Source organism: Rhodobacter sp. SY28-1 (assembly GCF_005222785.1).
Lineage (GTDB): Bacteria > Pseudomonadota > Alphaproteobacteria > Rhodobacterales > Rhodobacteraceae > Tabrizicola.
Genome location: NZ_STGH01000002.1, coordinates 545495 through 570053 on the forward strand (window position 1 = coordinate 545495; position 24559 = coordinate 570053).

Here is a 24559-nt window from a genome sequence, read left to right on the forward strand (position 1 = left end):
TCTAGTACATTAGACAACCCCCTCAACCTGTCGAGATGCAGATGACCGACGCCTCGCCCCTCACGCGGAAGACATGGATGGCAACGCTGGCCAAGGCCGCCCCTGCCCGGCTCGCGGCGCTGTTCCCCGACTTGCCGCCCCACCATGTCCTCCGCCAGCCCGAGATCGGCGCGGTCATGGTCCGCGGCCGGGTCGGCAGCACGGGCGCGCCCTTCAACCTGGGCGAGATGACGGTCACCCGGGCCTCGGTCCGGCTTGCGACGGGAGAGGTGGGTCACGCCTGGGTGCAGGGCCGCGACAAGGCCCATGCGTTGCGGGCGGCGGCGGTGGATGCATTGATGCAGACCGACCGCGCCAATGACCTGACCGCGCAGGTCCTGTACCCGCTGGAGTCCGAAGCCCGGTCCCACCGGGAGGCCCGCGCCGCCAAGGCAGCAGGCACCAAGGTCGACTTCTTCACCATGGTCCGGGGAGAGGACAAATGAACGCGCCCCGTCAGAATGACGCGCTTGAAGGCGGCTTCACCGAGGCCCCCGTCCAGTCCGCCCGCGCCTTCCGCGACGTGCTGGAGGCGATGGCCCGTCCCGGCACGATCCGCCGGGTGTCCGGCGCCCTGCCCCCAGCCCCCCTGTCGGTGGCCGCCGGGGTCGTCCTGCTGACGCTCTGCGACGGCACCACGCCCCTGCATCTGGCGGGCTCGATCGACCGCCCCGCCTTGCGCGACTGGGTGGCCTTCCATATCGGCGCGCCGCTGGTCGGTGCCGAGGGCGCGGCATTCGCGCTTGGCCGGTGGGAGGATCTGCAGCCCGTCAGCCGCTTCCGCATCGGCCAGCCAGACTATCCCGACCGCTCGGCCACCTTGATCGTCGAATGCGACCGACTGACGAACCACGGTCCCAGCCTGACCGGCCCCGGGATCGAAACCGCGACTTGGCTCAACCTGCCCGAAACCGCGGCCTTCCGCGCCAACCGGGCCCGGTTCCCGCTGGGCTTCGACACGATTTTCACTGCCGGCGACCGCATCGCCGGCCTGCCCCGGTCTACCCGCGTGGAGGCGATCTGATGTATGTGGCCGTCAAGGGTGGCGAACGCGCCATCGACAACGCGCACCAGTGGCTGGCCGAGGAGCGGCGGGGTGACCCGTCGGTCCCCGAACTGACCATCCCGCAGATCCGCGAGCAGATGAAGCTTGCCGTGAACCGGGTGATGGCCGAGGGCTCGCTTTTCGACCCCGACCTTGCTGCCCTTGCGATCAAGCAAGCCCGCGGCGACCTGATCGAGGCGGTGTTCCTGATCCGCGCCTACCGCACCACGCTGCCGCGCCTTGCGGCCTCGTACCCCGTGGATACCGGCGCGATGGCGGTGGACCGGCGCATTTCGGCAACCTTCAAGGACCTTCCCGGCGGCCAGGTCCTGGGGCCGACCTTCGACTACACCCATCGCCTTCTTGACTTCGCACTGATGGCCGAGGGCGAGCCGTCAGACACCCCCTCTCCCCCCGAGGAAAAGGGTCGGAGCGAGGGGCAGGCACGCGTCCCCCATGTCACCAGCTTCCTCAACCGCGATGGGTTGATCGAGACCGCCGATCCGTCCGACGCCACGCCCCCCGACCTGTCGCGCGAGCCGATGGAACTGCCCGCCGACCGGGCTTTGCGCCTTCAGGCCCTGACCCGGGGGGATGAGGGTTTTGTCCTGTCGATGGCTTATTCCACCCAGCGCGGCTATGGCCGGACCCACGCCTTCGTCGGCGAATTGCGCATCGGCACCGTCGCAGTCGAGGTGGACATCCCCGAACTGGGCTTTGCGGTCGAGATCGGCGAGATCGAGCTGACCGAATGTGAAACCGTCAACCAGTTCAAGGGCAGCCGCACTGAGCCGCCGCAATTCACCCGCGGCTATGGCCTTGTGATGGGCCAGTCCGAACGCAAGGCGATCTCGATGAGCCTCGTCGACCGTGCCCTGCGCTGGAAAGAGTTGGGCGAGGATTTCACCGGCGCCCCCGCGCAGGATGAGGAATTCGTCCTGATGCACGCCGACAACATCCAGGCCACCGGCTTCCTCGAACACATCAAGCTGCCGCACTACGTCGACTTCCAGGCCGAGCTGGAACTGGTCCGCAAGCTGCGCTCCGAAGCGATGGCGATGCAGGAGGCGGCGGAATGACTTCTGTCGCGCAGTCGTCCCGACGATTGGTGTTCGTCACCCATGCGCAGGTCGAGATCGACCCGCACCGACCAGTGCCGGACTGGCCGCTGAACACACTCGGGCGGTCGCGGCATGAGGCGTTCTCCCGCGATCCCGTGCTGCGCGGGGTCGCTTCGGTCTACTGCAGCGACGAACGCAAGGCGAGGGACGGGGCCGAAATCCATGCTGCCCATCTGAGGCTGACGCCCAGGATCGTGACCGCACTGGCCGAGAACGACCGTTCTGCCACCGGCTATCTCCCCCCGCCTGAGTTCGAGGCGATGGCGGATGCCTTCTTCGCAAACCCCGACCAACAGGTGCAAGGCTGGGAAAGTGCCCGCGCGGCGCAGGCCCGGGTCGTGGCCGCGGTGCGGACGATCGCCGAACTGGACCAGAGCGGGGGCGATATCCTGATCGTCTCCCACGGTGCTGTCGGTACGCTTCTGCGCTGCGCATGCCTTGGGCGCCCGATTGACCGGTCCGAGGACCAGCCGGCCGGTGGTGGCAACTATTTCGTCATCCACTTGCCGGACTGGACAACGGACGCGGACTGGAGGACGATCTGATGACCGATCAGGCTTACAACTTCGCCTATCTCGACGAACAGACCAAGCGGATGATCCGCCGCGCGATCCTGAAGGGCATCGCCGTGCCGGGCTACCAGGTCCCCTTCGCCAGCCGCGAGATGCCGATGCCCTATGGGTGGGGCACCGGCGGTGTGCAGGTGATGGCGGCCTGTCTGGTCCCCGAGGACCGGCTGAAGGTCATCGACCAGGGCGCCGACGACACCACCAATGCCGTCTCGATCCGCAAGTTCTTTGCCCGCACGGCAGGGGTGGCTGTGACCGAACACACGACCGAGGCGACGGTGATCCAGACCCGCCACCGCATCCCGGAAACCCCACTGAAGCCGGGCCAGATCCTCGTCTACCAGGTCCCGATCCCCGAACCCCTGCGCTTCCTTGAACCGCGCGAGACCGAGACGCGGAAAATGCACGAGCTGGAGGAATACGGCCTCATGCATGTGAAGCTGTACGAGGACATCGCCCGCCACGGCCAGATCGCGACCTCCTACGCCTATCCGGTGAAGGTCGAGAGCCGCTATGTGATGGACCCCTCGCCCATCCCCAAGTTCGACAACCCCAAGCTTTCGGGCAACCCGGCGATCCAGCTGTTCGGCGCGGGGCGCGAGCAGCGCATCTATGCCGTGCCGCCCTGGACCGAGGTCGTCAGCCTCGACTTCGACGACCACTCGTTCCACGCCTCGAAAGCCCCGCATGATTGCGACCTCTGCGGGTCCAGCCACAGCTATCTGGACGAGGTCATCACCGACGACCAGGGCGGGCGGATGTTCGTCTGTTCTGACACCGATTTCTGCGAAGGCAGGCGGGCACGGGGCATGAAGGGGCGCCTTTGGGCGCCCGAACCGGAGGCTGCGGAATGACCGTGCTTGAAAGGATCGTGGCGACCGACGAACCGCTGCTGAAGGTCGATGGGCTTACGAAACGCTATGGTTCCCGGATCGGCTGCGCGGACGTGTCCTTCGACCTCTACCCCGGCGAGGTGCTGGGGATCGTCGGCGAAAGCGGATCGGGAAAGTCCACGCTGCTCTCTTGCCTCGCCGGCCATCAACGCCCGGACCTCGGCCGCATCGCCTACGACGGCCGAGATGTGTTGGCGATGTCCGAGACCGACCGCCGCCGCCTGTCCCGCACCGACTGGGCCTATGTCCACCAGAACCCCCGCGACGGCTTGCGGATGGGCGTCAGCGCGGGCGGCAACGTGGGCGAACGGCTGATGGCTGTCGGCGCCCGGCACTATGGCGAGATCCGCGGCAAGGCCTCCGACTGGCTGGGCCGGGTCGAAATCAGCTGCGACCGGATCGACGACCGCCCCTCGGCGTTTTCCGGCGGCATGCAGCAGCGCCTGCAGATCGCCCGCAATCTGGTGACCTCGCCCCGCCTCGTCTTCATGGACGAACCGACCGGCGGCCTCGACGTCAGCGTGCAGGCCCGGCTTCTGGACCTCTTGCGCGGACTGGTACGCGACCTTGGCCTGTCGGTCATCATCGTGACCCATGACCTGGCCGTGGTCCGCCTCCTCGCCCACAGGCTGATGGTTATGAAATCGGGCCGCGTTGTGGAACAGGGCCTGACCGACCAGGTGCTGGACGACCCGCAGCACGCCTATACCCAACTTCTCGTCTCGTCCGTCCTGCAGGTGTAACCCCATGATCCGGATCGAAAACCTGTCCAAAAGCTTTACCCTGCACAATCAGGGCGGCGCGGTGATCCCGGTCATGGCCGGGGCGTCCCTGACCGTCGCTCCGGGCGAATGTGTCGGGCTGACCGGACAATCCGGCGCGGGAAAATCCACGCTGATGCGGATGGTCTATGGCAACTACCTTGCCGCCGAGGGCCGGCTGACGGTGGGCGGGCTCGACGTGGCCACGGCCACCCCGCGCGAGATCATCCGGCTTCGGCGCGAGACCTTGGGCTATGTCAGCCAGTTCCTGCGCGTCGTGCCTCGCGTGCCGACACTGGACGTGGTGGCGGATCCCCTTCTCAGTCTCGGCACCCCGCCGGATCAGGCGCGTGCCCGGGCGGCCAGCCTTCTGACCCGCCTCAACATCCCCGAACGCCTTTGGACCCTCTCGCCCACCACCTTCTCGGGCGGCGAGCAGCAGCGGGTGAACATCGCGCGCGGCTTTGCCCATGCCTATCCTGTCCTCCTTCTGGACGAACCCACCGCCAGCCTTGATGCCGCCAACCGCGAAGTGGTCTTGTCGCTGATCGAGGAAGCCAAGACGCGCGGCGCGGCGATCCTTGGCATTTTCCACGACGAAGCCGCCCGCACCCGCGTCTGCGACCGGCTGGTCGATGTGACCGGCTTCACGCCCCGCCTGATCCCCGGCGCAGCGGCATGATCCCTGCGCCCCAGGTCTTTGCCATTGTCGGACCATCGGGCGCCGGCAAGGACACCCTGATCGCGGGTGCCGTGATGGCACGGCCCGACCTCCGCCTCGTCCGCCGGGTCATCACCCGCCCGACCGAGGCTGGTGGCGAGGACTTCGACGGCGTCACGACAGCCGAGTTCGCCTTGCGCCAGGCGCAGGGCGACTTTGCCCTGACCTGGCAGGCCCATGGCCTGTCCTACGGCATCCCGAAGGACCAGGTCACCAGCCCCGGGCCCGTCCTCTTCAACGGCAGCCGCGCCGCCCTGCCCCTGGCGGCCAAAGTCTTCCCCAGCCTCCGCGTGATCCTTGTCACAGCCCCGGACATCGTCCTGGCCGCCCGCCTTGCCGCCCGTGGCCGCGAAAGCGCCGAAGACATCCGCGCCCGCCTGACGCGCGCAGCCTTCGAGATGCCCGTTGGGATCGCCTTCCAGACGGTTGTGAACGATGCCAGCCCCGCAATCGGCGTCGCGCGTCTTCTGTCCGCGCTTCAGCCGGTCAGCGCATAGCGGTGCAGAAGATGGAACCGACCCGCCGTATCCTCGCCGAACAGGCACAGGTCCTCGATCACAAAGGGCTGCGGCAGAACCGGCGCGAAATGCGCCTGCAACGCCTCTGCCACCGGCCCCGCGTCGGCAATCGGAAGCCCGTCGGTCAGCGTCAGATGGAAGCGGAACTCCTCCATCACGAAGGGATAGCCCCAGCGGTCCAGAAGGTCGCGCTGGCGGGGCGACAGGCTTTCCGGCCGACGACGCGCGATTTCTGCCCCGGTCAAGGGCGCACGCAAGGCGTTGGTCCCTTCGACGACCTGCGCCGCAAGCTCCAGCAGCGCCGCCTCGCAACCCTGCGGTGTCAGGGCCAGGAACCCGTGCAGGTTCTCCAGCACCAGCCCCTTGCAGATCACCGGCGCCAGACTGGCCGCAAGCTCTGCAACATTGCTCCGGACCTCGGCTTCGTCCACCCCTTCCGCCAGCCGGAACGGCGCGCGGATCGTGCCGTGAAAGCCATAGCGGCGCGGGTCCACCGTGATGCCTGCCGCATCGGCGATGCCAGGAACCAAAGGTTGCGCCAGTGCCTGCCCTTTGGCGGCATCCCAGCCCAGCCACTGGGACGTGAGATCGGCAAACTGCCCCGGGCGCGGCGCATAGTAGACGGCGTAGCGATTCATCTGGTCCATGCTCGGCGGGGTAGCGGGGCTCTGTCACATCCATGTGACGGGACCGTGTCACCAGACGCCAGCCACCCGCGGACCGCAAGACAAGAGAGCATGAGATGACGACCGAAACGATCCTAGCCAATGCCACCCTGGTCCTGCCGACCGAAACCCTGCGCGGCCAGGTGCGGCTGAAGGATGGCCAGATCAGCGATATCACCGAAGGCACTTCGGTCCCGGCGGGTGCCATCGACTGCGGCGGCGACCTGGTGATGCCCGGCCTGATCGAGCTGCACACCGACAACCTGGAACGCCATATCGAGCCGCGCCCCAAGGTGAACTGGCCCCATGCCGCCGCGATCATCGCCCATGACGCCGAGCTTGCCTCAGTCGGGATCACCACCGTCTTCGACGCCCTGCGGGTTGGCTCCGTCGTGTCGAACTCCAAGGCCAACTATGGCGAATATGCCCGGGCGCTGGCAGACGAAATCCTGGACCTGCGGTCCGAGGGGGCGCTGAAGATCAGCCATTTCCTGCACCTGCGCGCCGAGGTCTGTTCCGAGACGCTGATCGACGAGTTGGCAAAGTTCGGCCCCGAGGACCGCATCGGCATCGTCAGCCTGATGGACCACACGCCGGGCGCCCGGCAGTTCCGCGACATGTCCAAGCTCAAGGACTACTACATCGGCAAGCATGGCATTTCGGACGCCGACTGGGACGCCCATGTCGCCCGCCAGCTGGACCTGAAGGCCCGGCTGGGCGCAGCGCACGAGGCCGCCGCCGTCGCCGCCGCCCGCCGCTATGGCGCGGTGCTTGCCAGCCATGATGATACCGAGACCAGCCATGTCGCCCGTTCGGCAGAACATGGCGCGCATTTCGCCGAATTCCCCACCACGATCGAAGCGGCACGGGCCTGCAACACCCATGGCATCAAGGTGATGATGGGGGCGCCCAACCTGATCCGGGGCGGCAGCCATTCCGGCAATGTCGCCGCTTCGGACCTTGCCGAGGCCGATCTGCTGGACATCGTGTCGTCCGACTATGTGCCGTCGTCGCTCCTCTCGGCGGCGCTGATGTTGGGCGACCTATGGGGCGACATCTCGCGCGGGATTGCTGCAGTCACCAGGGCTCCAGCCGATGCCGTGGGGCTTTCCGACAGAGGAAAGATCGCGCTTAAAGCACGCGCAGACCTGGTCCGGGTCGCAAGGATCGGGACTGCAGGAGCCTTACGCGGCGTCTGGGTTCAGGGGCAGCGGGTGGCGTAGGGCGGTGTTTCTAGAACCTGCCCGTTGGCCATCCCTTACAATCCAATGTCTGAATTCCGCCCGTAGCGTTCTTATGGTTGATCTCGGATTATATGGATCACCTTTTAAGGTCAGCTAGGGTCCAGACTCATTGATCTTGAAAGCCAGAACACGACCGTTTCGGCGAGTGCGACGGTGGACAGGACGGTCTTGCCGCATCTGTCGTAGCGGGTTGCGACACGGCGCCAGTCTTTCGGGCGACCGAACATGATCTCGATCCGGTTTCGGCGGCGATAGCGGCGCTTGTCGTAGCGGACAGCTTTGCCGCGCGACGTCCGACCAGGGATGCAGGCTCGTATCCCCTTGTCTTTCAAAGCTTCCCGGAACCAGCTGGCCTTCGCCGGTTCGCTCGAACCGGTGGCGCTCACCGGCTGGAGGACCCCGGTCCGCGATCCTGCATAACGCGTCTTGGGCGGGCCATACTCACGGTTCGGGCTGGCCTTCGAACAGATGGCAGGTTCACCCTTGACCATCGCACCACCTCAACCCATTGCGATTTGATGAAGGTTATACCGCTCAGGACCCGCCGGTCATCGACACATGGCTTGCCAAGGCTTATCGGAAAGAACGGCGTCAACCGTGCCAAATGCTCGCCAGCAAGCCAGAGAAGGCTGCTCGTCACCACCCCCGCAAGATTGGGAGCTTGACTCACGCAGAACGGGCAGCCTAAAGCCGATTGATGGGTCCTGAGTCTAGAAAGCCCACTCAAATAGACATGAAAATTAGCGGCTTGGAGAAATGGGTGGCGGTGCTGTCAGACGAATGCGAACCAGTCTCCATTACCCGAATCCCACCGTCGGGTCAGGCAGCGAGAAGGCCGCGCCACTCGGCGAGAGCGGCGGCGCGGGTCTGCTTGTAGGCGTTGCGATCTTGGAGGTGGCGCTCCGTCGGAAAGTGGTTGTGGACTGAGGCGAACTTCTGCAACGTTCGCATGCGCCGGAACCGCAACATGGCCCGCTCGCGTCGTCGGAAGGGCAGGTGCGAGTTCTCGGCCCTGTTGTTGAGCCAGCGCCCCATCTCGCGGTCATCACCGCGGCCCAGGTCCTTCGGAGCTGCGCCATAGGACCTCAACCGATCCGTCACGATGATCTCCGGCCGAACGTGCCTCTTCATCGCTTTCTTCAAGAATCTAAGGGCTGCCTTGCGATCGCGAGTCTTGGTGGCGATGCTTTCCAGCACCTCGCCTTCATGATCGACCGCGCGCCAGAGGTAGTGTGTCACCCCGTTGATCCTCACGTAGACCTCGTCCAAGTGCCACCTCCAGTGGCGATGCGCACGCATTGCTTCGACACGCTTGCCGCGGATCTCGGCGGCGAAAATCGGACCCAATCTGTTCCACAAGTACCGCATCCTCTCATGGCTGATCTCGATGCCACGCTCATGGAGGAGATCCTCGACGTTCCGCAGCGACAGCGGGAAGCGGATGTAGAGCATCACCGCCATGCGGATGATCTCAGGGCTCGTCTTGAAGTACCGGAAAGGGGAGCGTTCGGTCATCTCCGTAGGCTAGCTTGCCACCCGGTCCCGCCACAAGGCGAAGTTCCTCTGACAACACCCCTCTGACAGTTCCGGCTGACGCGACCACCCCCATTGCTCCGAATGCCTAGACGAAAAAAAACTTGATTTGATCACATGATCTGCCAATCTTGCGTCATGCAGTGATATTCGAGGACTATGAAGTCACTGATGCCGACGAAGCAATTGTCCACGGAAAGTTGACAATTGAAAAAAGAAGAAACTCACGGAAGTAATGCAATTTAGGGTTGAATAATGGCAGAGAACGACGATCACACCGAAGTTGAAATTGGATCGCCCCGTTCTTTCGGAATCGTGTTCGCTGTTGTATTCGCCATCGTTGCGCTTTTCCCTTTTTGGCACGGCAATGCACCGCGCATCTGGGCATTGGTTGTGTGTGCGGTATTCGGCGGCTTGGCCCTCGCGCGACCATCCGTGCTGGATCCACTGAACCGGCTTTGGTTTCATTTCGGAATGTTACTTAGTAAGATCATTTCACCAATTGTGATGGGAATCATCTTCTTTGGTACAGTTACTCCAACCGCATGGGTCATGCGCGCCCGTGGTCGGGACCTACTGAGCCAACAGATCGACAAGGATGCGAAATCATACTGGATCAAGGTTGAACCCACGCCGGAAAGCTCGATGCGGAAACAATTCTAGGCCCAAAGTGGCCAATAACGATGATACAACATGAAGGTGCTGAATGTACTTCCTTGCTGAACTTTATGATTTCATGCGGACCCGCAAGAAGTTCTGGCTATTGCCGATTCTAGTCATGCTGGTGCTTCTTGGTGGTCTGATTGTGCTGACCCAAGGTTCCGCAGTGGCGCCGTTCGTTTACACGTTGTTCTAGAATGAGCGCCGTCATCGGCCTTTCCGCCTATTATCACGACAGTGCGGCAGCATTGCTTGTAGATGGCGAACTGGTGGCAGCCGCGCAGGAAGAGCGGTTTACGCGCAAGAAGCACGATGCCCGTTTCCCGCGCAATGCTATTGACTATGTGCTGGAGGCAGGAAATCTGTCTCTGGGGGATATCGATCATTTTGCCTTCTACGACAAACCGTTCCTCAAGTTCGAGCGACTTCTTGAAACCTACGTCGCAAATGCACCCCGTGGGTTTCAATCTTTCAGGACTGCAATTCCGATTTGGGTGCGGGAGAAGCTGTTCCAGAAGGACTTGATGCTAAAGGAACTGCGCAAGATTGAAAAAGGTTTCAAGGGGAGAGACAAACTACTTTTCGCTGAGCACCATTTCAGTCATGCAGCAAGTGCCTATTTCCCATCACCGTTTGACGAGGCTGTCGTCCTGACGTTGGACGGCGTCGGTGAATGGGCAACGACGACAGTCGCCATTGGCAAGGGACGCGATCTAAAGATTGTCAAGGAGCTTCACTTCCCGCACTCGCTGGGCCTGTTGTATTCCGCGTTCACATACTACGCTGGTTTCAAGGTCAACAGTGGCGAATACAAGGTCATGGGCCTTGCGCCTTACGGAGAGCCGCGCTTCAAGGATCTAATACTTGAAAACATTGTCGATCTGAAAGCGGATGGAACATACCGGCTGGACCAGAGCTATTTCAACTATGCAACCGGCCTGACCATGACAAACGATAAGTTCGCCAATTTGTTCGGAATGCCAGTCAGAAAGCCGGAAAGCGATTTGATGGAGCAATTTCACATGGATATAGCCGCGTCGGTGCAGGCTGTCACCGAAGAGGTCGTTTTGCGGATGACTCGGGCGCTTGCCGATGAATACGGTATTCCGAATCTATGCATGGCTGGTGGTGTCGCATTGAATTGCGTGGCAAACGGCAAAATCCTGCGCGATGGGCGCTTCAAAGATATCTGGATTCAACCGGCTGCCGGCGATGCAGGGGGAGCGGTCGGCGCGGCCTATGCCGCCTGGCACACTGAGTTGGGTCATGATCGCAAACGGGACACCAGTCAACGTGACGCGATGAAGGGCGCCTATTTGGGCCCCGAGTTTGGTCAGGATGACATTGAACGTCGGCTTACAAAAATGGGTGCGGTGTTCGAACGGCTGCCTGAAGATGCGCTGATTGAGGAGACGGCAACCGCGCTGGTCGACGGCAAAGCCGTTGGCTGGTTCAGTGGTCGGATGGAATTTGGTCCACGCGCCCTAGGCGCCCGGTCCATCCTGGGTGACCCACGGTCAGAGACGATGCAGAAAATCCTCAATCTCAAGGTCAAGTTCCGCGAGAGTTTTCGCCCGTTCGCACCATCGGTCCTTAGAGAGGACATGGCCGACTGGTTCGATCTGGACTATGACAGCCCATACATGTTGCTGGTTGATCTGGTTCGGGCCGATCGGCGCCGTCAGATGACCGAAGAAGAAAGCGCTCTCTTCGGCATCGACAAGCTGAACGTCAAACGGTCGGATGTGCCATCGATTACGCACATAGATTACTCTGCCCGCATTCAGACAGTGCATGCAGACACGAACGCGCGGTATCATCGCCTGATTTCGGTGTTCAAGGAAAAGACCGGCTGCCCCATGGTGGTGAACACGTCGTTCAACGTACGGGGAGAGCCCATCGTCTGCACTCCGGAAGATGCGTTTCGCTGCCTCATGGGGACTGATATCGAGTTTCTTGTCATCGGCAATGCGGTTTTGCGCAAAGAATTGCAGGATGCCCGATTGGCGGAGGACTACCGTAACAAGTACGAGCTTGACTGAATCTTCCCCACGCACCGCATAAGCCAAGTGGAGGCTTAAACGTGAGATCCCTGCTGCGACTTCTTGCTATTAACTTCGGCATATTGCTGGTGCTAGTGATCGGCCTTGAATTAATATTTGGCAGCTGGTTCTCCAAGGTACATGCGCTTCACCAGTTTACCATGCCGCGCGATTGGGTAATAACTGGTCCCAATCTGTTGTCCGGTGAGCCTGCCGAGACTACCTATTCGCGCGACAGTAATGGTTTTCGTGGATTGAACGGCGATATCGGTGCCATCGACATCATCACCGTTGGCGGCAGTACAACCGATCAGCGCTTTCTCGACGACAGTCAAACCTACCAGGCTGAACTGATCCGCCTCCTCAACGCGGCGGGTCACTCTGCCGTGATTGCCAATGCAGGTATCGACGGCCAATCGACCTTTGGTCACATTCATAACTTCGATTCCTGGTTCAATCGAGTGGATGGTCTTAAGACAAGATACTTTCTGTACTATATTGGCATCAACGATCTGGTCCGAATTGCACAGACAGATAGTTACGACGCGCTCGAAGCCAAAGGCTGGAAGTTGCGCGCCAAGCTATACATCCGAGAGAAGTCGGCGTTCTATCAGATGTACCGCATGTTTAAGTCTATGTATCTTGATCATGGACTTGGCCATTCAATCAATCGCACCAATATCGCCGACGCGCCACCATTCGCGACCAAGCCACTTCTTGGGCAAATTGAGACACCCGAGGTTAGGCAAGCAATAGTTGATCTTCGGGCGCGTGTACGCGAACTGAACAAACTAACCGTAGCATTCGGCGCCAAGGCAATTTTCGTCACACAACGAAGCGCTGCTTGGCGGCGATCCGCTGGTGACGTCGTCGGAGTTGAAAGCGTCAGTGGAGGTTTTGAGTCCGAGCTTGTCGGACAGTTTGGTCCGATGAACGGCGTTGACATCTACCGGATTGAGCGTCTGGTCGCCGACGGGATAATGGCTGAGTGCACTGCGGTTGGTGCGGTATGCTTTGACCTCATGGAAGACGTCGACTTCGACCCGACTCGCGATTTCTACGACTCCATCCACACAAACGCCTCTGGTTCGGCAGTCATAGCCAAATACCTTTCGGAGAAATTGATTGCCGCGGGCATCTTTTAATCCTCCTGCAATAGCCGTTTGATCCCACGGCTTGATGGTTCGATTCTTTCGAGGGAATCGAAGTAAGCAACATGGGACAAGCTCGTCATGGGAGCGCCACGACCATGCACGCCGTCAGCAGCAGTACAGCAATCGCAGGCAGCGCTCTCGCAGTTGTGCCGCGAGCTCGGCATCAATCCGAAGACTGTGCGAAGTGGCGGAAGCGGGCGACAGTCGAGGATATGAAATCGGGGCCGACAGAACCGGAGTTAACCGTGCTAACCGAGGGTGAGAAGGCGATGGTTGTCGCGTTCCGGCGCCACGCAGATTCGAACGAATGACCCCGCAATGTCAAACACGCGACCGCAAAGCGCTTCCTCTACGACTGCGATGTCCAGCTCCGCACCCATCTTGCGGACTTCCTGACACCCTACAACTTCGCGCGACGGCTCAAGACGCTGAGCGGCCTCATGCCCTATGAATAAACTCGCAAAATCTGGGCATCCGAGCCAATTCAATTCATCCTTGACCCGATCCACCACATGCCGCGCCTGAAAACCTAGGGCCCAATACAATTCCTTCCATGATCAAAAGTGTTCACGACCAAATGCTCGTTTTCGATGTGCCCGCGCGTACTGCATCACGACAATGGTCTGGCAATATCATGCATGAAAGACCATTGACTACTATCCACCAAGCCTCTCCAGCCGCACGGCAAGTTCCGCCACAATTCGCGCCAAGTATTTAAGGTCGTCTTGATATTCTTGTTGCCGTGCAAAAATGCTAGCCGCTCGGGCCGCCAATGCTGCGGTTGCTTCACCTTCAAGGTCTGTTGGCATCTATCCCTCCATTGTGTCTACTTTTCACTCGTACCTTTGCCTTCGTAACCCTCTTCAGTTGGCCTCAAACTGGGCCGGGCCGTCATCGCACTCAATGGAGCGCGCGGGCTGGTTTTGTCAAAGAAATGCTCCATTGGCGTCGTCCTGTGCCCGCCTCGCTTGGCAGTTTGGCGATACTCCAAGATTGCTTAATCTTTGCCAAGCACGCTGACACGATCGGCCCTGAAATTCCCGATAGTCAGGTTAGCAGATCAGCTTCTTCTGACAATACCAAATGGCAGGTTCAGCGTGATCCCTGTTCTTCCGACTTCTTTCCCTGATCGGTCGAATTTTCTTCCCTGATACGCCGAATTAACTTCCCTGTTTCCAGCGAGCAGGGAATTTTCCCGTAACCCACGGAAATTGCCCCGCTATTCAGGAAGAACAATCTCTCAAAAGGCCCTGGAAATCCGATCTTCCCTGTTATTTCCCTGTTCTTGTGTCTCGGGCAAACGGAGCCGGGCCGTCCCGGCACGGAGACTGCGGTCGAAAAAACAGGGATGAGCAGGTGGTGCTGGCGTCTCCGCGGCGATCATGCCGCCGTAACCCCCGGAAACAGGGAAGAATTCACCGCTAGAACGGAAAGAGCATAAATATTAAGGGGTGGGTGGCGGAGACGAAGTCCGCCGCAAACGTGTTGCAGCGGGTGTCATCCCCTCTGAGAGGGCACATCATGCTATTGATTTTGAATGTAGAATCGAAACCTGTCCTTGCAGGCAGTTGCAGCAGCCGGTATCCGATTGCTCGATTTATGTTGGTAGAGATGTTGGGACCGGCATGCCGAAGCGAACCAAAGAGCTTTCCGCCGTAGAAGTGAAGAGGCTTGTCGTGCCTGGATTCCATGCCGTCGGTGGTGTGCCTGGTTTGCACCTGCGGGTCAACGAGGGCGACGGTCGATCCTGGTTCCTGCGCGCCGTCGTGAACGGTAAGCGACGCGATATCGGGCTTGGCGGCTTTCCCGATGTCTCACTCGCTGCCGCTCGTGAAGCGGCCAGAACGACGCGCGAGAAAATCAGGTCCGGGGTCGATCCGGTGCAAGAGCGAGCCGACGATCGCAGGCGCCTCGCCGCAGAGCGAAATCTGGGCCTAACGTTCGCTGAAGCGATAGAGATCTTCCTGACCAGCGGCAGACTCGACGCGCTTTCGAATGCCAAGCACAGGGCCCAGTGGCGCTCGACCCTTGAGACCTATGCGGTGCCGGTCATCGGGACAAGGCTCCTCGTCGACGTGGGTGCGGCCGAGGTCAAGGCCATCCTCGATCAGATCTGGACAACCAAACACGAAACGGCAACGCGCGTTCGCGCTCGTCTGGAGAGCGTGTTTTCCTGGGCGAAGGTCGCAGGCCTTCACACGGGCGACAATCCGGCCGTCTGGAAGGGCAACCTTAAGGAGCTGATGCCTTCGATCAAGAAGGACTTGATGAAGTCCCATCATGCAGCCGTCGAGGTGAATGAAGTCACCGGCTGGTTCTCCGTTCTCAGGTCACGGGAGGGTCTTGCAGCTCGGGCGATGGAGTTTCTGACCCTGACTGCAGCCAGATCTCAGGAAATTCGTCTCGCCACCTGGGAGGAGATCCATTTCGACAAGCACCTCTGGATCGTTCCGGCGGCACACATGAAGCTTAAGAAAGAGCACCGGGTGCCGCTGACGCCCGCTATGATCGGCCTGCTAAACTCGCTACCGCGAATGGCCGGAACGGATTTGATCTTTCCGGGATCCAAGTCAGGACCGATGTCGGACATGACCCTCGCGGCCGTCATGAAACGTATGCACGCCGATGAGCTGAAGGCAGGTCGAAAGGGGTGGCTCGACCAGGTCAAGAAGAAGCCCGCAGTTCCGCATGGAATTCGATCGACGTTCAGGGACTGGGTCGCGGAGAAGACCGCCTACCCTGGTGACCTTGCCGAAGTTGCGCTTGCGCACAAGGTCGGCAGTTCCGTCGAGCAGGCTTATCGCCGTGGTGACATGGTTGCCAGGAGACGACAGATGATGGAAGACTGGGGGAGGTTCCTAGGCTGCTGATTAAGGTAGTTTCCTTTCGCAGCATGGATGGATTGGACCATGCACTTCCGGGCCGCAGTCATGGAAGAAGGGGAAGGAAGCCGGGATGACATGGTTCGACATCGCAGTTCCTTGCCTCGCACTGGTCGGTGCATTCACGGCCCTCGCGTGGGCCCGCCGAGCCGGTCGCGAGTTCGACCGGCCGGACCACCACGAATAGGTCTTGTCTAGCGACCGCCAGGCTTTCCGAGTCTAGGCTTCAATTGGCGCCATACGGTGTCCTCCAGATCTTGCCGGACTTCGCGTTCGCCGCCTTTCAGGATCGGCTGCACACTTACGAATAGTTCGCCCTCGACCTCCTTGCACCATCGACCGAGATGCAAGGCGTAGGTCAAGGGGTGGGCCTGCCAAAGGTGATATCGCAGTCGCTTCTTCACGTCCTCTGAGCTTCCCACATAGAGCGTTGCTGATCCCTCGGTGCCCTTGTTTTCCTTAGGCGCGGCGAAGGTTCGGTTGGCTCGCTCTGGGAACTTCTGCATCACCCGGCCTGCGGCTGCGGCATCAGGCAGCCTGATGACATACAGGGCCTGCTGCTCTTTGGGAAAAGGCCACGTCTCGTCCGACAGCCAATTATCTACGAGATGCTTAGCGGCGTCCTGACAAAGAGCGCCCAACGAAAAGTTCGTTTCGACTTGTCGGTCCCGGGGTCACTGCCCGGAGAGCTTCCGCACGGTCATATAGCCTTTGGCTAGCCAGTGCGATCAAGGCTTCGTCCACGATGGGCATGTCATATCTCCAGTGGCGGCAGCGCTCTGACGATCTTTATAGTCTCTAGGCTGACGGTGATCACCCGGCACAGCAGGTCGAAGGGGTAGCACGGGTCGCCGACGGTTTCGATCGCGCCCGCAATACGCCAAGTCTCAAGTTTTCTGCCAAATCAGAGTTGACTATCCTCCAGCCTCTCAACCTCGACAAAATCCTTCGCGGGCTCCGTGGTCAACCAGCCAATCAGCTCCGTTGCGGCTCTTTCAGCATCCACCTTCAACGCGCACTCCCAGACCACCGCGACGCGCCAGCCTTCCCGTCGAAGGGCCAACTGAGCTGCTCGATCCCGCGCCACGTTCGTCTCGAACTTAGAAAGCCAGAACTCAGGACGGGATTTCGGCGTCGCCGCATATCGACAGTCGGAGTGCCTGTGCCAAAAGCAACCATGCACGAAGATCACCGCGTTCCACTTCCTTAGAACGATGTCAGGCGACCCTGGGAGACCACTCTGGCACAGACGGAACCTGAATCCGCACGCATGGAGGGAGCGCCTTAGCAGCAACTCAGGCTTCGTGTCTCGACCACGTATGCGTGACATGACCTTCGAACGGGTCTGACTGTCCATTATGTCCATCATACGAAGACATATAGTGCATGACGCGGCGGTTTGGACCTGGTGAAAGGCGGGCGACATCCTGTATTCCCCTTTGAGACTTCTAGGAGAGGACATGGGCCGCAGTTACGCCATCATAGACCTGTTCGCGGGCCCGGGCGGGCTGGGCGAAGGCTTTTCCCGGGCCGGTCAGGAGCCAGCGACGCCGATGAGCGTCCGCGTTTCCGTCGAGATGGACGATCACGCCATCTCGACACTTCGCCTGCGCTCCTTTCTTCGTTCCTTCGACGGCGGCTTCCCCCAGGAGTATTACGACGCGCTGAACACCGGACGCGACCTGCCGCGGTGGGACGAACTGCACCCCACTGCCTGGCGCAGGGCATGTGATGAGGCGCGACAGCTGGTTTTGGGGCAGGAGGGCGTCTTCGAGGAGCTGGCTCCGATCCTCGATCAAGCCCGAGAGGGGATGCACGGTGACACCATCCTGATCGGTGGCCCTCCTTGTCAGGCCTACTCACTTGCCGGACGGTCACGAAACTTGGGCAAGGAAGGATACATTCTTGAGGAAGACGGGCGCCACTATCTCTACAAGGAATACGTCCGAATACTGACCCGTCTTCGCCCCGCGGCCTTCGTGATGGAGAACGTGAAGGGCATGCTGTCCAGCCGAGTTGATGGCGGCGGCATCTTTGATAGGGTTCTGGACGATCTGGAGGCGGCGGCGGATGGCTACAGGCTCCTGCCGCTTGCCGTTGCCGCAGATCCCGCTGCTGGTCGCAACTCGGCCCGAGACTTTATCGTGCGTGCGGAAGATCATGGTATCCCTCAGGCGCGCCATCGGGTGATTGTCGTCGGACTCCGTGCGGACCTGGCACGAGGACTGCCAGAGGGGAGACCGATGCTGCTTCCCTCTGAGACTGTGACCGTCGCCGAGGCCCTGAGCGGCCTGCCGCCGCTGAGAAGCGCGCTTTCCACAGGCGACAGCGTCATGAACTGGCAAGCGGTGGTGAGAGACCGTGCGGCGAGCATCGCCAATCTATCCTTTCTTCCTGATAGCGTTAGGTCAGTGGCCCGAGCGGTCGCCGAAACGGCTGGACTTCCTGAACATCGTTCCAGCTCCATTCCGACCAATGATCGCCCTCCATCGCCCCTATCAGACTGGCTCCTGGATCCAAGACTAGCGATCGTGCTACATCATGAGACCCGCGGTCATATCGCGGACGACCTCGGACGCTACCTCTTTTCTTCGGCTTTTGCCCTCGCGGAGGATCGCGCGCCCAAGCTTTCGGAGTTCCCCTACTGGCTGCTGCCCGATCATCGCAACCGCGACACCGGCGCGTTCGCGGATCGGTTCAGGACACAGGTAGGCGGTCGGGTTGCGACCACGGTGACAAGCCACATCTCAAAGGACGGTCACTACTTCATCCACCCGGACCCCTACCAGTGCCGGTCCCTGACCGTGCGGGAGGCGGCCCGACTTCAGACGTTCCCCGACAACTACTTTTTCTGCGGCCCGAGGACAAAGCAGTATCATCAGGTCGGAAACGCAGTGCCGCCCTTTCTTGCCTTACAGATAGCCAGAGCTGTCCGAACTCTGCTGCCCTAGGAGTCAGGCAGCTGTCTCTTCGTTGCCGAACCCCTCTGCCTCAAGCTTGGCAAGTGCGTCGATCGCCACCTTGATCTGCCCCTCGGTCGGAAGGCGCTTGGGCATCTGCGCGCAAATGCCCAGAACGCCGAACTCCGTCTGGTTCAGCAGCTTCTTTTCTCGGCCCCAAGCGCGCGCTTTGGCCCAGAAGGGACCACCCAGTTCAAAGACCCGCACCTGATCGGTCAAATCGTCCGTTAGCTTCTGATCGTTCTTACCGTCCTTGGTCTCTTCCTGAACTTCTGCGGGATCGATCAGCAGATCCGAGTAGCCATCCGGATAGGTCAGCTTCCGCTTGCGGAAGCCCTCCCAGCACGCTTGGTTCTTTGCCCATTCGCTCATATTGCGCACGCCCGGCGGCGGCGAGGTGATGGCATCCTGCGCCTCGGCCGCAGCAATCAGCAGGGCTTCCTCGAGGACCGCAGGCACATCTTGGGCTCTCCAGACCTGGGAGAGGTCCACGACCTTCTCCAGTGCCTCGGCATCAGCCGCGACTTTCGCAATGGCATACGTCACGATGTTCGCGCGATACCCGCCCTCATACCATTCCTGCGCCGAGACCAGACGTTCCAACTTTCGGAAAATGATCGCCTTGGAGATCAGTCGGCGAAACCAGCCGTCGTCGATTCTGTCGCCGTTCTTGCCCCAGACCTTCTCAATCGACTTTGCAAACGCACCGAAGTTCTTCTGGGCGCCCTGACTGACCGTATCGGGACGGCCGCTCCAGGTGTTCTCGAACTTGGCAAGGTCGGTCTTTGTGAAGAACTGGGTCTTTGGATACTCCGCATCCCAAACCTTGCGCTTCGCGTCGGTCAACTTGCCACGCTCATCCGCAAACTGGCCGCGAGCGCGCTCATAGAACCATTTCGTCTCGCGATAGCCATGTTCACCGGCCGGTGCGAGTATCTTGCGCGACAGCTCCTGGATGCGGACGTGGAAGGGATGGTTGGCGAAAAAGTCGGCGGCGTTAACCTTGTTCTGGCTGTTCGCGAATTCGGAGATCAATGGGACGACGGACTCGGACAGGACCGCCGGCACGATGCTGAGCTTCATCTGGACGAAAATGTCATCCATCCCCTTCCCAGCGGCTTTCGCTGCAGCGTGCAGCGAGGCGGTCGTCTGGCCGCCATTGACGATCTGGAGGTTGTCGGCGGACATGAGCAGCAAACCTTCTTCCGTCCTCACGACCTCAACCTTTTCCGCCGTTGCGGCAAGCCCATTATTGTAACTGAGGAACATGTGAGGCTCCTCGAGAATCGTCTTTCGGATGCCCTTGTTCACGCCGCCTTTGGCCTGCAGGAAGCTGCGAACGTTGGATTCAAGTAGCCTAGCGCCCCACACGTCGTAGATCGCGGCCAACTGTCGGCCTGGAATGACGGCGATGTAGCTCTCAAGAGAGGCATCTGAGCCGGAGGCCTTCAGGACAGGAACCCCCGCTCCGAAGTCCTCTGCGAAGCGGATCGTCAGGTCTGCGCGCGCCTTGCCCTGCTCGGCATAAGCCTTCAGCCGCTTAAGATCCCAGACGTTGTATGTGACCGGCTTGCCATCAATCGATCCGGCCGGCATGGCATCGACTGTGGCGCGGTTGTCCGAGTTGGTGACGAAGATCAACTTGATCTTCGCGATGCGGGTCCAGCGGGTGGCAATCATGTCCGCCAGCCCTGCACCCAAGCTGGTCTCCTCCAACGCGTTGCGGAAGCTCTCCTTTCGGGCGTGTCGTAGAAATTCTACGAGTTTCTTGAACTGCGCCTTGAGGTCCGTGGCGTTCGTCGTCCGAACATTCTCGGTGAGTTGAAAATCGCACAGAATCAGCGACAGGATGTCGTCACCGTTTGCGGGATCTCCTCCCGAGCCGGTGACCTGTAGATTCACCCCTTTCTCACCGGTGCCGCGATAATGCGCATAGTCGGCTTGCTCAACCTCGCCCGCTTCGGTGAGGAATTCTCCCACTCGTTCGAAAAAGGCTTCTTGGACATAGGTGGCCAAGGCATCCGCGCTTCCCTGGATCTGTGCTATGAAGTCGCGGTGGAATTCCTCAAGATCGGACATCACGAACTCCTTACGGGCGATAGAATCTCGTCCGAAATTTCGAACGGTGCGCAGGCGGCCAAACTGACGGAATACTTCAGGTCATCCACGCCCTCAGGCAGAGGGGGGATCAGGCGGGGAAACTCTTCGACGACCTCGTAGATGCGCGCATGACCGACTTTCCAAACCCGGTGGAGATCCACCTGTTCGAACAGATAGCCGGTTGCCGCCAAGCGTTGCTCCCAGAGGCTGGCTGCTGCAGGGTCTCCCGCGAAGCAGGCCGCTGTGGCGTCAACATGATCCGCTAGAGTCGTCCCCTCTTCCGCCAGCGCCGTGTCGACATCAATTACCCGCAGATAGAGTGCGAAGCCTTCTACCGCCGACAACTGAGCGGCAGAGGAGATCGTGATCTTCGGATGGGCGGCTCCACGACGCGCCTTCACCTCGATATGGATGTCAGCGAGCTCGAAGTCCTTCGGACTGCCGGTCGGGCCCATCCATGCCCCTATGGCCGTCAGCGCGCCACGACGATCAACCAAGTCACGCAGCACCGCCAATTCGGCCACCAAGCCGCGCTGCTCTTCGATCGAAAGTCCTTCGGCCGAGCCCGCGCGGAGCAGATGGTGCCAGCGCATCGTCCGATGGATGGCCCGAGACAGAACTGAGTCGGCAGTGTCCGCCTGCTCGCCCGCGGCGACCACGTCGCGACACAGCGTCTCAAAAATCTCGACCTGACTGCGATCTTCGAGACTGATGCAGAAGATATCTCGACCATCGACCTTTCTGTAGGACAACGACAGGTTTCGCAGGACGGGAAGCGGATGCACTTTCGTCGTGCCTTCCGGCATCTTGAGCAATAGCCCAGGAAGACCGTTCGGCATCGCCGCCCAGAAGAAATCGTAGCGTCCGTGACTGTCGACACGACGTCCGATGTCGGGCGCGAGTCCGGCCCAAGGGGTGTCAGTCATCGAGATTGGCTCCCTCATCCTGGTCCAGCTCGCCATAGAGTTCGCGGAACTTCTGGCTGTTGACCACATACTCGACACGCTCATCCGGCGTTGCCGAAACAGGCAGACTCATCCCCCATCCGACGACGACCGACTTCGGAAAGTTCTGTGGAAGCGGGCGAGGTGAGCCCTCAGCGTTCTTGTATTTGTCGCGGATGCTGACGATCTGAAGAATGAATAGGGGTTTGGTTCGCACCTTTCGATAGATGCTGTCCGGGTAGTTCACACTCCCATCGGCGGGTTTGTTTTCCATCTTTCGGTATGCGGCTTCGGCAGCAGCTGCAGCGGCCGGCTCAACCCCGACCTTCTCCACTCCGCGCGAAGCGATCCTCGCTTTCTTGCCACTGATGGAAAGCAGATCTCGCGCCAGATCATCGAGGTCGATCCTGCGGACCTGGGGGCCGATCCGCCAAGAGCCGTGCTCGAACGCAGGAAGATCGTTGCGGACGCTGGCGATCAGCACGTCCCATTCGCGCAGCTCATCGTCCTTCCTCGCGTTGATATAGGCCCTAATCGGTCCTGGCTGGGTCAGGAACGCAGCCTCGTGGTTCTTCCAGCCGATCAGGAACCGATCGATCAGATCAACGGATATGCCTGAAAGGAACATCCCACCGCTGACAGGTTGTGCAGTCGCTGCCCCATGACCAGACGCATCCAACTGGTCAAGAAAATCCTTCGCCAGCTGAATGTTTTTGTCGATATCCTTGAGGCCGAGCTTCGCAGTCTCCACCCAGGAGTTGGAAAGGCCTACCTGGACGACCGTCTGGCCTGATCCCATCTTGTTGCGCGCCGTCACCATGAGCGCGGTTGGGTGGCTTCGCACCGCCAGACCAAAGTCGGCGGGCGTCAGCTTCGCGTTCTCCATGTTCTTGAGTTCGCGGTGCAGTTCGGCCGTGGCCTCAGCGATGTGGGCATACCAATCGATCGCGTCGAGCGGCATCCAGATGCGGCAGAGATCTTCGTATCCGCCTCTGTAGCCAAACCACCTGCCCATCTGCATCAACGTGTCATACATCATGGTGTTGCGAAGGAACCATGTGATGGTCAGGCCTTCCAGGGTAAGTCCACGCGACAGCGAGTAACCACCGACAGCGATCACCGTCTGGCCGACGTCGCCAGTCGCCGGATAGTCGAGACCGTTGCCCCGGCTGTTGACCTCGACCACCTTCGCCGCGGCGATTGCATCAAAAAGAGCCGCCTGGATCTGCGCCCAGTCGAAGCCGCAGCTCTGATACTCCGCTTCAAAGACCTCGCGTAAAGCTGCAATTTCCGGATCAGCCAACCCTGCCTTGCCGAGAGAGGCATTCACTCGGACCGCGTTCTGCACGGCGACGAGACGCTCATGAATTCGATTGCGGAGTTTTCCTTGGACCTCCGTGAAACGGCTCGCGTTCACAAGCATCGAGCAATGCTTGGAGCCCTGTCCACGCAGATTCCGGATCGCGCGTGCGACGAGGAAGGCGCGGAGGGCTCGGATCAGCGATGGGGGCAAATCGGCGATGTTCTGGGTGATCTGATGCTTCATGGGGAGAAGGTCCCCATTGTCGTCAATCTGTCGCAGCCAGGTAGGCGGGCCGTCTTCGGGTAGGCCGTCGATGAACACCTTGCTGGCGCCAAAGTAGTTCGTGGGAGCGTCCAGTCCGATTATGAAGTGGCGCGGGAAAAGATCTTCCTTCAGCGCATCGTCATACTGGTCGGGATCGACGAATATGTTCGCGAAGGGCGTTGCCGTGTAGCCGACATAGCAACTGCGGTGGAAGGTCGCGAGCAGATCGCGGATCATCGCATTGATCTTCGTAACCTCGTCCTTGGCGTATTTGGTGTTGATCGAGGCGTTGTCTGCTTCGTCGTCGATCAGCAGCATGGGCTGATCGATCATTAGGTCGTCCCCCTTGGCGCTGTTGTCGCGCAGCCAGTCTAGGAGGTTCTTTAATGTGCTGGGGTTCTTCTTGATGACCAGGACGACGGGCACCTTGTAAGAGTCGATCTGACTGGTGTTGGTGGAGGCTGTTTCCTTGTGGAAGTCGCGCTTTGCGCTGGTCAGGCTGACTGGCACGTTGCGATCATCAAAAAGACCGACGCCGATTGCATGGTCGCCCTTCTTCTGACCAGCCTTCGCGGTATCGCGGCCGATGAAACCTTCGTCGATCCGCGCCTGTGTCTGATTGCGAAGGTTGTTGTGGATCCCGGCGATGACGATGATCAGTCGATATCCGGCATCGGCCGCCTTGCAGATCAGCCCGGAGTAGTTCGCCGTCTTGCCGCTCTGCACATGACCGACAACCATGCCTCGGCGGTCCCACTTCTCTTCGAGCTTGGGATTGCCCAGCCGAGAGAGAATCCGGTCCGTCACGATGTCAGTCGAGGTGACGACATCCTGCGGCAAGCCATTCTTCAGAAGCAGTTTCTTGTAGCGCTCCCAGTAGAAGGGTTCGATCGAAGCCTTGGCCTCGTCGAGCCAAGGGCGGAAGCTGGCGTCGTCCACCACGGCGCCAAGGCCCATCGACACCCCCAAGCGGGCCTCAATCTCCTTTGCAAGCCGCTCCAGCTCGTCGGGCGCTGCGTTCACGTTCAACGCGCCGTTCATCGTGGCGATTAAGGTTCTCAGCTCGGCGCCGGTCTTCCTCTGATGCGCAAGAGATTGCGATACCACCGAGTCGAGATGGGCGATCTGGGCCGTCATGTGT

Annotated in this window: 22 protein-coding genes and 2 pseudogenes; 15 read left to right on the plus strand and 9 right to left on the minus strand. The window is 60.6% G+C overall.

From position 1 onward, the window contains the following. The first annotated feature begins 35 nt into the window (after positions 1 to 35). From phnG to phnN, 8 genes are read left to right on the plus strand one after another with little or no spacing between them, the layout of a single operon-like run. The gene (gene phnG, locus E8M84_RS11705; protein ID WP_394347411.1) at positions 36 to 485 is read left to right on the plus strand and encodes a phosphonate C-P lyase system protein PhnG; all 450 of its coding nucleotides are present in this window, start codon (positions 36 to 38) and stop codon (positions 483 to 485) included. Next, on the plus strand, positions 482 to 1063 hold the full coding sequence (phnH, locus tag E8M84_RS11710; RefSeq protein ID WP_137111373.1) for a phosphonate C-P lyase system protein PhnH: 582 nt from the start codon (positions 482 to 484) through the stop codon (positions 1061 to 1063). The genes phnG and phnH overlap by 4 nt, the downstream gene beginning before the upstream one ends. After that, the gene (locus E8M84_RS11715; RefSeq protein ID WP_137111374.1) at positions 1063 to 2163 is read left to right on the plus strand and encodes a carbon-phosphorus lyase complex subunit PhnI; all 1101 of its coding nucleotides are present in this window, start codon (positions 1063 to 1065) and stop codon (positions 2161 to 2163) included. Before phnH ends, E8M84_RS11715 begins: the two co-directional genes overlap by 1 nt. Then, positions 2160 to 2750 carry a histidine phosphatase family protein gene (locus E8M84_RS11720; protein WP_137111375.1) on the plus strand — a complete coding sequence of 197 codons (591 nt, stop codon included), beginning with the start codon at positions 2160 to 2162 and terminating at the stop codon, positions 2748 to 2750. Before E8M84_RS11715 ends, E8M84_RS11720 begins: the two co-directional genes overlap by 4 nt. Then, a complete protein-coding gene (locus E8M84_RS11725) occupies positions 2750 to 3628 on the plus strand; it encodes an alpha-D-ribose 1-methylphosphonate 5-phosphate C-P-lyase PhnJ (RefSeq protein ID WP_137111376.1) in 879 nt (292 codons plus the stop codon). Before E8M84_RS11720 ends, E8M84_RS11725 begins: the two co-directional genes overlap by 1 nt. After that, positions 3625 to 4410: a phosphonate C-P lyase system protein PhnK gene (gene phnK / locus E8M84_RS11730; protein ID WP_137111377.1), complete on the plus strand. Its 786-nt coding sequence runs from the start codon at positions 3625 to 3627 to the stop codon at positions 4408 to 4410. Before E8M84_RS11725 ends, phnK begins: the two co-directional genes overlap by 4 nt. Positions 4411 to 4414: 4 nt before the next feature. Continuing rightward, positions 4415 to 5110 carry a phosphonate C-P lyase system protein PhnL gene (gene phnL / locus E8M84_RS11735; protein ID WP_137111378.1) on the plus strand — a complete coding sequence of 232 codons (696 nt, stop codon included), beginning with the start codon at positions 4415 to 4417 and terminating at the stop codon, positions 5108 to 5110. Continuing rightward, entirely contained in the window at positions 5107 to 5646 is a 540-nt protein-coding gene (gene phnN / locus E8M84_RS11740; RefSeq protein ID WP_137111379.1) for a phosphonate metabolism protein/1,5-bisphosphokinase (PRPP-forming) PhnN, read from the plus strand. Before phnL ends, phnN begins: the two co-directional genes overlap by 4 nt. Here the strand turns inward: phnN and E8M84_RS11745 are convergent. Continuing rightward, on the minus strand, positions 5628 to 6314 hold the full coding sequence (locus E8M84_RS11745; RefSeq protein WP_137111380.1) for a DUF1045 domain-containing protein: 687 nt from the start codon (positions 6312 to 6314) through the stop codon (positions 5628 to 5630). The two genes, phnN and E8M84_RS11745, sit on opposite strands and share 19 nt — an antisense overlap. Positions 6315 to 6409: 95 nt before the next feature. Here E8M84_RS11745 and E8M84_RS11750 point away from each other — a divergent pair, with 95 nt between their 5' ends. After that, a complete protein-coding gene (locus tag E8M84_RS11750) occupies positions 6410 to 7555 on the plus strand; it encodes an alpha-D-ribose 1-methylphosphonate 5-triphosphate diphosphatase (RefSeq protein ID WP_137111381.1) in 1146 nt (381 codons plus the stop codon). A 110-nt stretch (positions 7556 to 7665) separates the two neighbouring features. Here E8M84_RS11750 and E8M84_RS21940 read toward each other — a convergent pair. The 3 genes and pseudogenes from E8M84_RS21940 to E8M84_RS11760 all read right to left on the minus strand — a co-directional run. Next, positions 7666 to 7929, minus strand: a pseudogene (locus E8M84_RS21940) (transposase); the annotation flags it as partial. A 136-nt stretch (positions 7930 to 8065) separates the two neighbouring features. Further along, positions 8066 to 8216: pseudogene (locus E8M84_RS21945) on the minus strand (IS5/IS1182 family transposase); the annotation flags it as partial. A 179-nt stretch (positions 8217 to 8395) separates the two neighbouring features. Then, positions 8396 to 9091, minus strand: coding sequence for an IS6 family transposase (locus tag E8M84_RS11760; protein ID WP_137111382.1), 696 nt, complete (start codon positions 9089 to 9091; stop codon positions 8396 to 8398). 273 nt (positions 9092 to 9364) lie between these two features. On the opposite strand from E8M84_RS11760, the gene E8M84_RS11765 reads away from it, so the two are divergent. Genes E8M84_RS11765 through E8M84_RS11775 form a run of 4 tightly spaced genes read left to right on the plus strand, consistent with a single transcriptional unit; the run spans position 9365 to position 12956 of the window. Further along, positions 9365 to 9772, plus strand: a complete 408-nt coding sequence (locus tag E8M84_RS11765; RefSeq protein ID WP_137111383.1) for an SxtJ family membrane protein — start codon at positions 9365 to 9367, stop codon at positions 9770 to 9772. Positions 9773 to 9815: 43 nt separating this feature from the next. Next, positions 9816 to 9965, plus strand: coding sequence for a DUF5989 family protein (locus tag E8M84_RS21445; protein WP_170971910.1), 150 nt, complete (start codon positions 9816 to 9818; stop codon positions 9963 to 9965). A 1-nt stretch (position 9966) separates the two neighbouring features. After that, positions 9967 to 11811 carry a carbamoyltransferase gene (locus E8M84_RS11770; RefSeq protein WP_137111384.1) on the plus strand — a complete coding sequence of 615 codons (1845 nt, stop codon included), beginning with the start codon at positions 9967 to 9969 and terminating at the stop codon, positions 11809 to 11811. A gap of 41 nt (positions 11812 to 11852) precedes the next feature. Continuing rightward, on the plus strand, positions 11853 to 12956 hold the full coding sequence (locus E8M84_RS11775; RefSeq protein WP_137111385.1) for an SGNH/GDSL hydrolase family protein: 1104 nt from the start codon (positions 11853 to 11855) through the stop codon (positions 12954 to 12956). A 665-nt stretch (positions 12957 to 13621) separates the two neighbouring features. Here the strand turns inward: E8M84_RS11775 and E8M84_RS21450 are convergent. Beyond that, positions 13622 to 13774 carry a hypothetical protein gene (locus E8M84_RS21450; RefSeq protein ID WP_170971911.1) on the minus strand — a complete coding sequence of 51 codons (153 nt, stop codon included), beginning with the start codon at positions 13772 to 13774 and terminating at the stop codon, positions 13622 to 13624. 816 nt (positions 13775 to 14590) lie between these two features. Here E8M84_RS21450 and E8M84_RS11785 point away from each other — a divergent pair. After that, positions 14591 to 15835, plus strand: a complete 1245-nt coding sequence (locus E8M84_RS11785; RefSeq protein WP_137111386.1) for a site-specific integrase — start codon at positions 14591 to 14593, stop codon at positions 15833 to 15835. 916 nt (positions 15836 to 16751) lie between these two features. Here the strand turns inward: E8M84_RS11785 and E8M84_RS11795 are convergent. After that, positions 16752 to 17309, minus strand: a complete 558-nt coding sequence (locus tag E8M84_RS11795) for a DNA mismatch endonuclease Vsr (RefSeq protein WP_346763690.1) — start codon at positions 17307 to 17309, stop codon at positions 16752 to 16754. Between E8M84_RS11795 and E8M84_RS11800 the strand changes: the two genes are divergently transcribed. Then, on the plus strand, positions 17308 to 18798 hold the full coding sequence (locus tag E8M84_RS11800; RefSeq protein WP_137111388.1) for a DNA cytosine methyltransferase: 1491 nt from the start codon (positions 17308 to 17310) through the stop codon (positions 18796 to 18798). The genes E8M84_RS11795 and E8M84_RS11800 overlap by 2 nt on opposite strands. A gap of 3 nt (positions 18799 to 18801) precedes the next feature. On the opposite strand, the gene E8M84_RS11805 is transcribed toward E8M84_RS11800, so the two are convergent. The 3 genes from E8M84_RS11805 to E8M84_RS11815 are packed head-to-tail and all read right to left on the minus strand — an operon-like array spanning position 18802 to position 24555. Further along, the gene (locus tag E8M84_RS11805; RefSeq protein ID WP_137111389.1) at positions 18802 to 20886 is read right to left on the minus strand and encodes an AIPR family protein; all 2085 of its coding nucleotides are present in this window, start codon (positions 20884 to 20886) and stop codon (positions 18802 to 18804) included. Next, positions 20886 to 21833 carry a PD-(D/E)XK motif protein gene (locus E8M84_RS11810; protein WP_205914596.1) on the minus strand — a complete coding sequence of 316 codons (948 nt, stop codon included), beginning with the start codon at positions 21831 to 21833 and terminating at the stop codon, positions 20886 to 20888. Before E8M84_RS11810 ends, E8M84_RS11805 begins: the two co-directional genes overlap by 1 nt. Beyond that, a complete protein-coding gene (locus E8M84_RS11815; RefSeq protein WP_137111390.1) occupies positions 21826 to 24555 on the minus strand; it encodes a Z1 domain-containing protein in 2730 nt (909 codons plus the stop codon). The genes E8M84_RS11810 and E8M84_RS11815 overlap by 8 nt, the downstream gene beginning before the upstream one ends. Between the last annotated feature and the right edge of the window lie 4 nt (positions 24556 to 24559).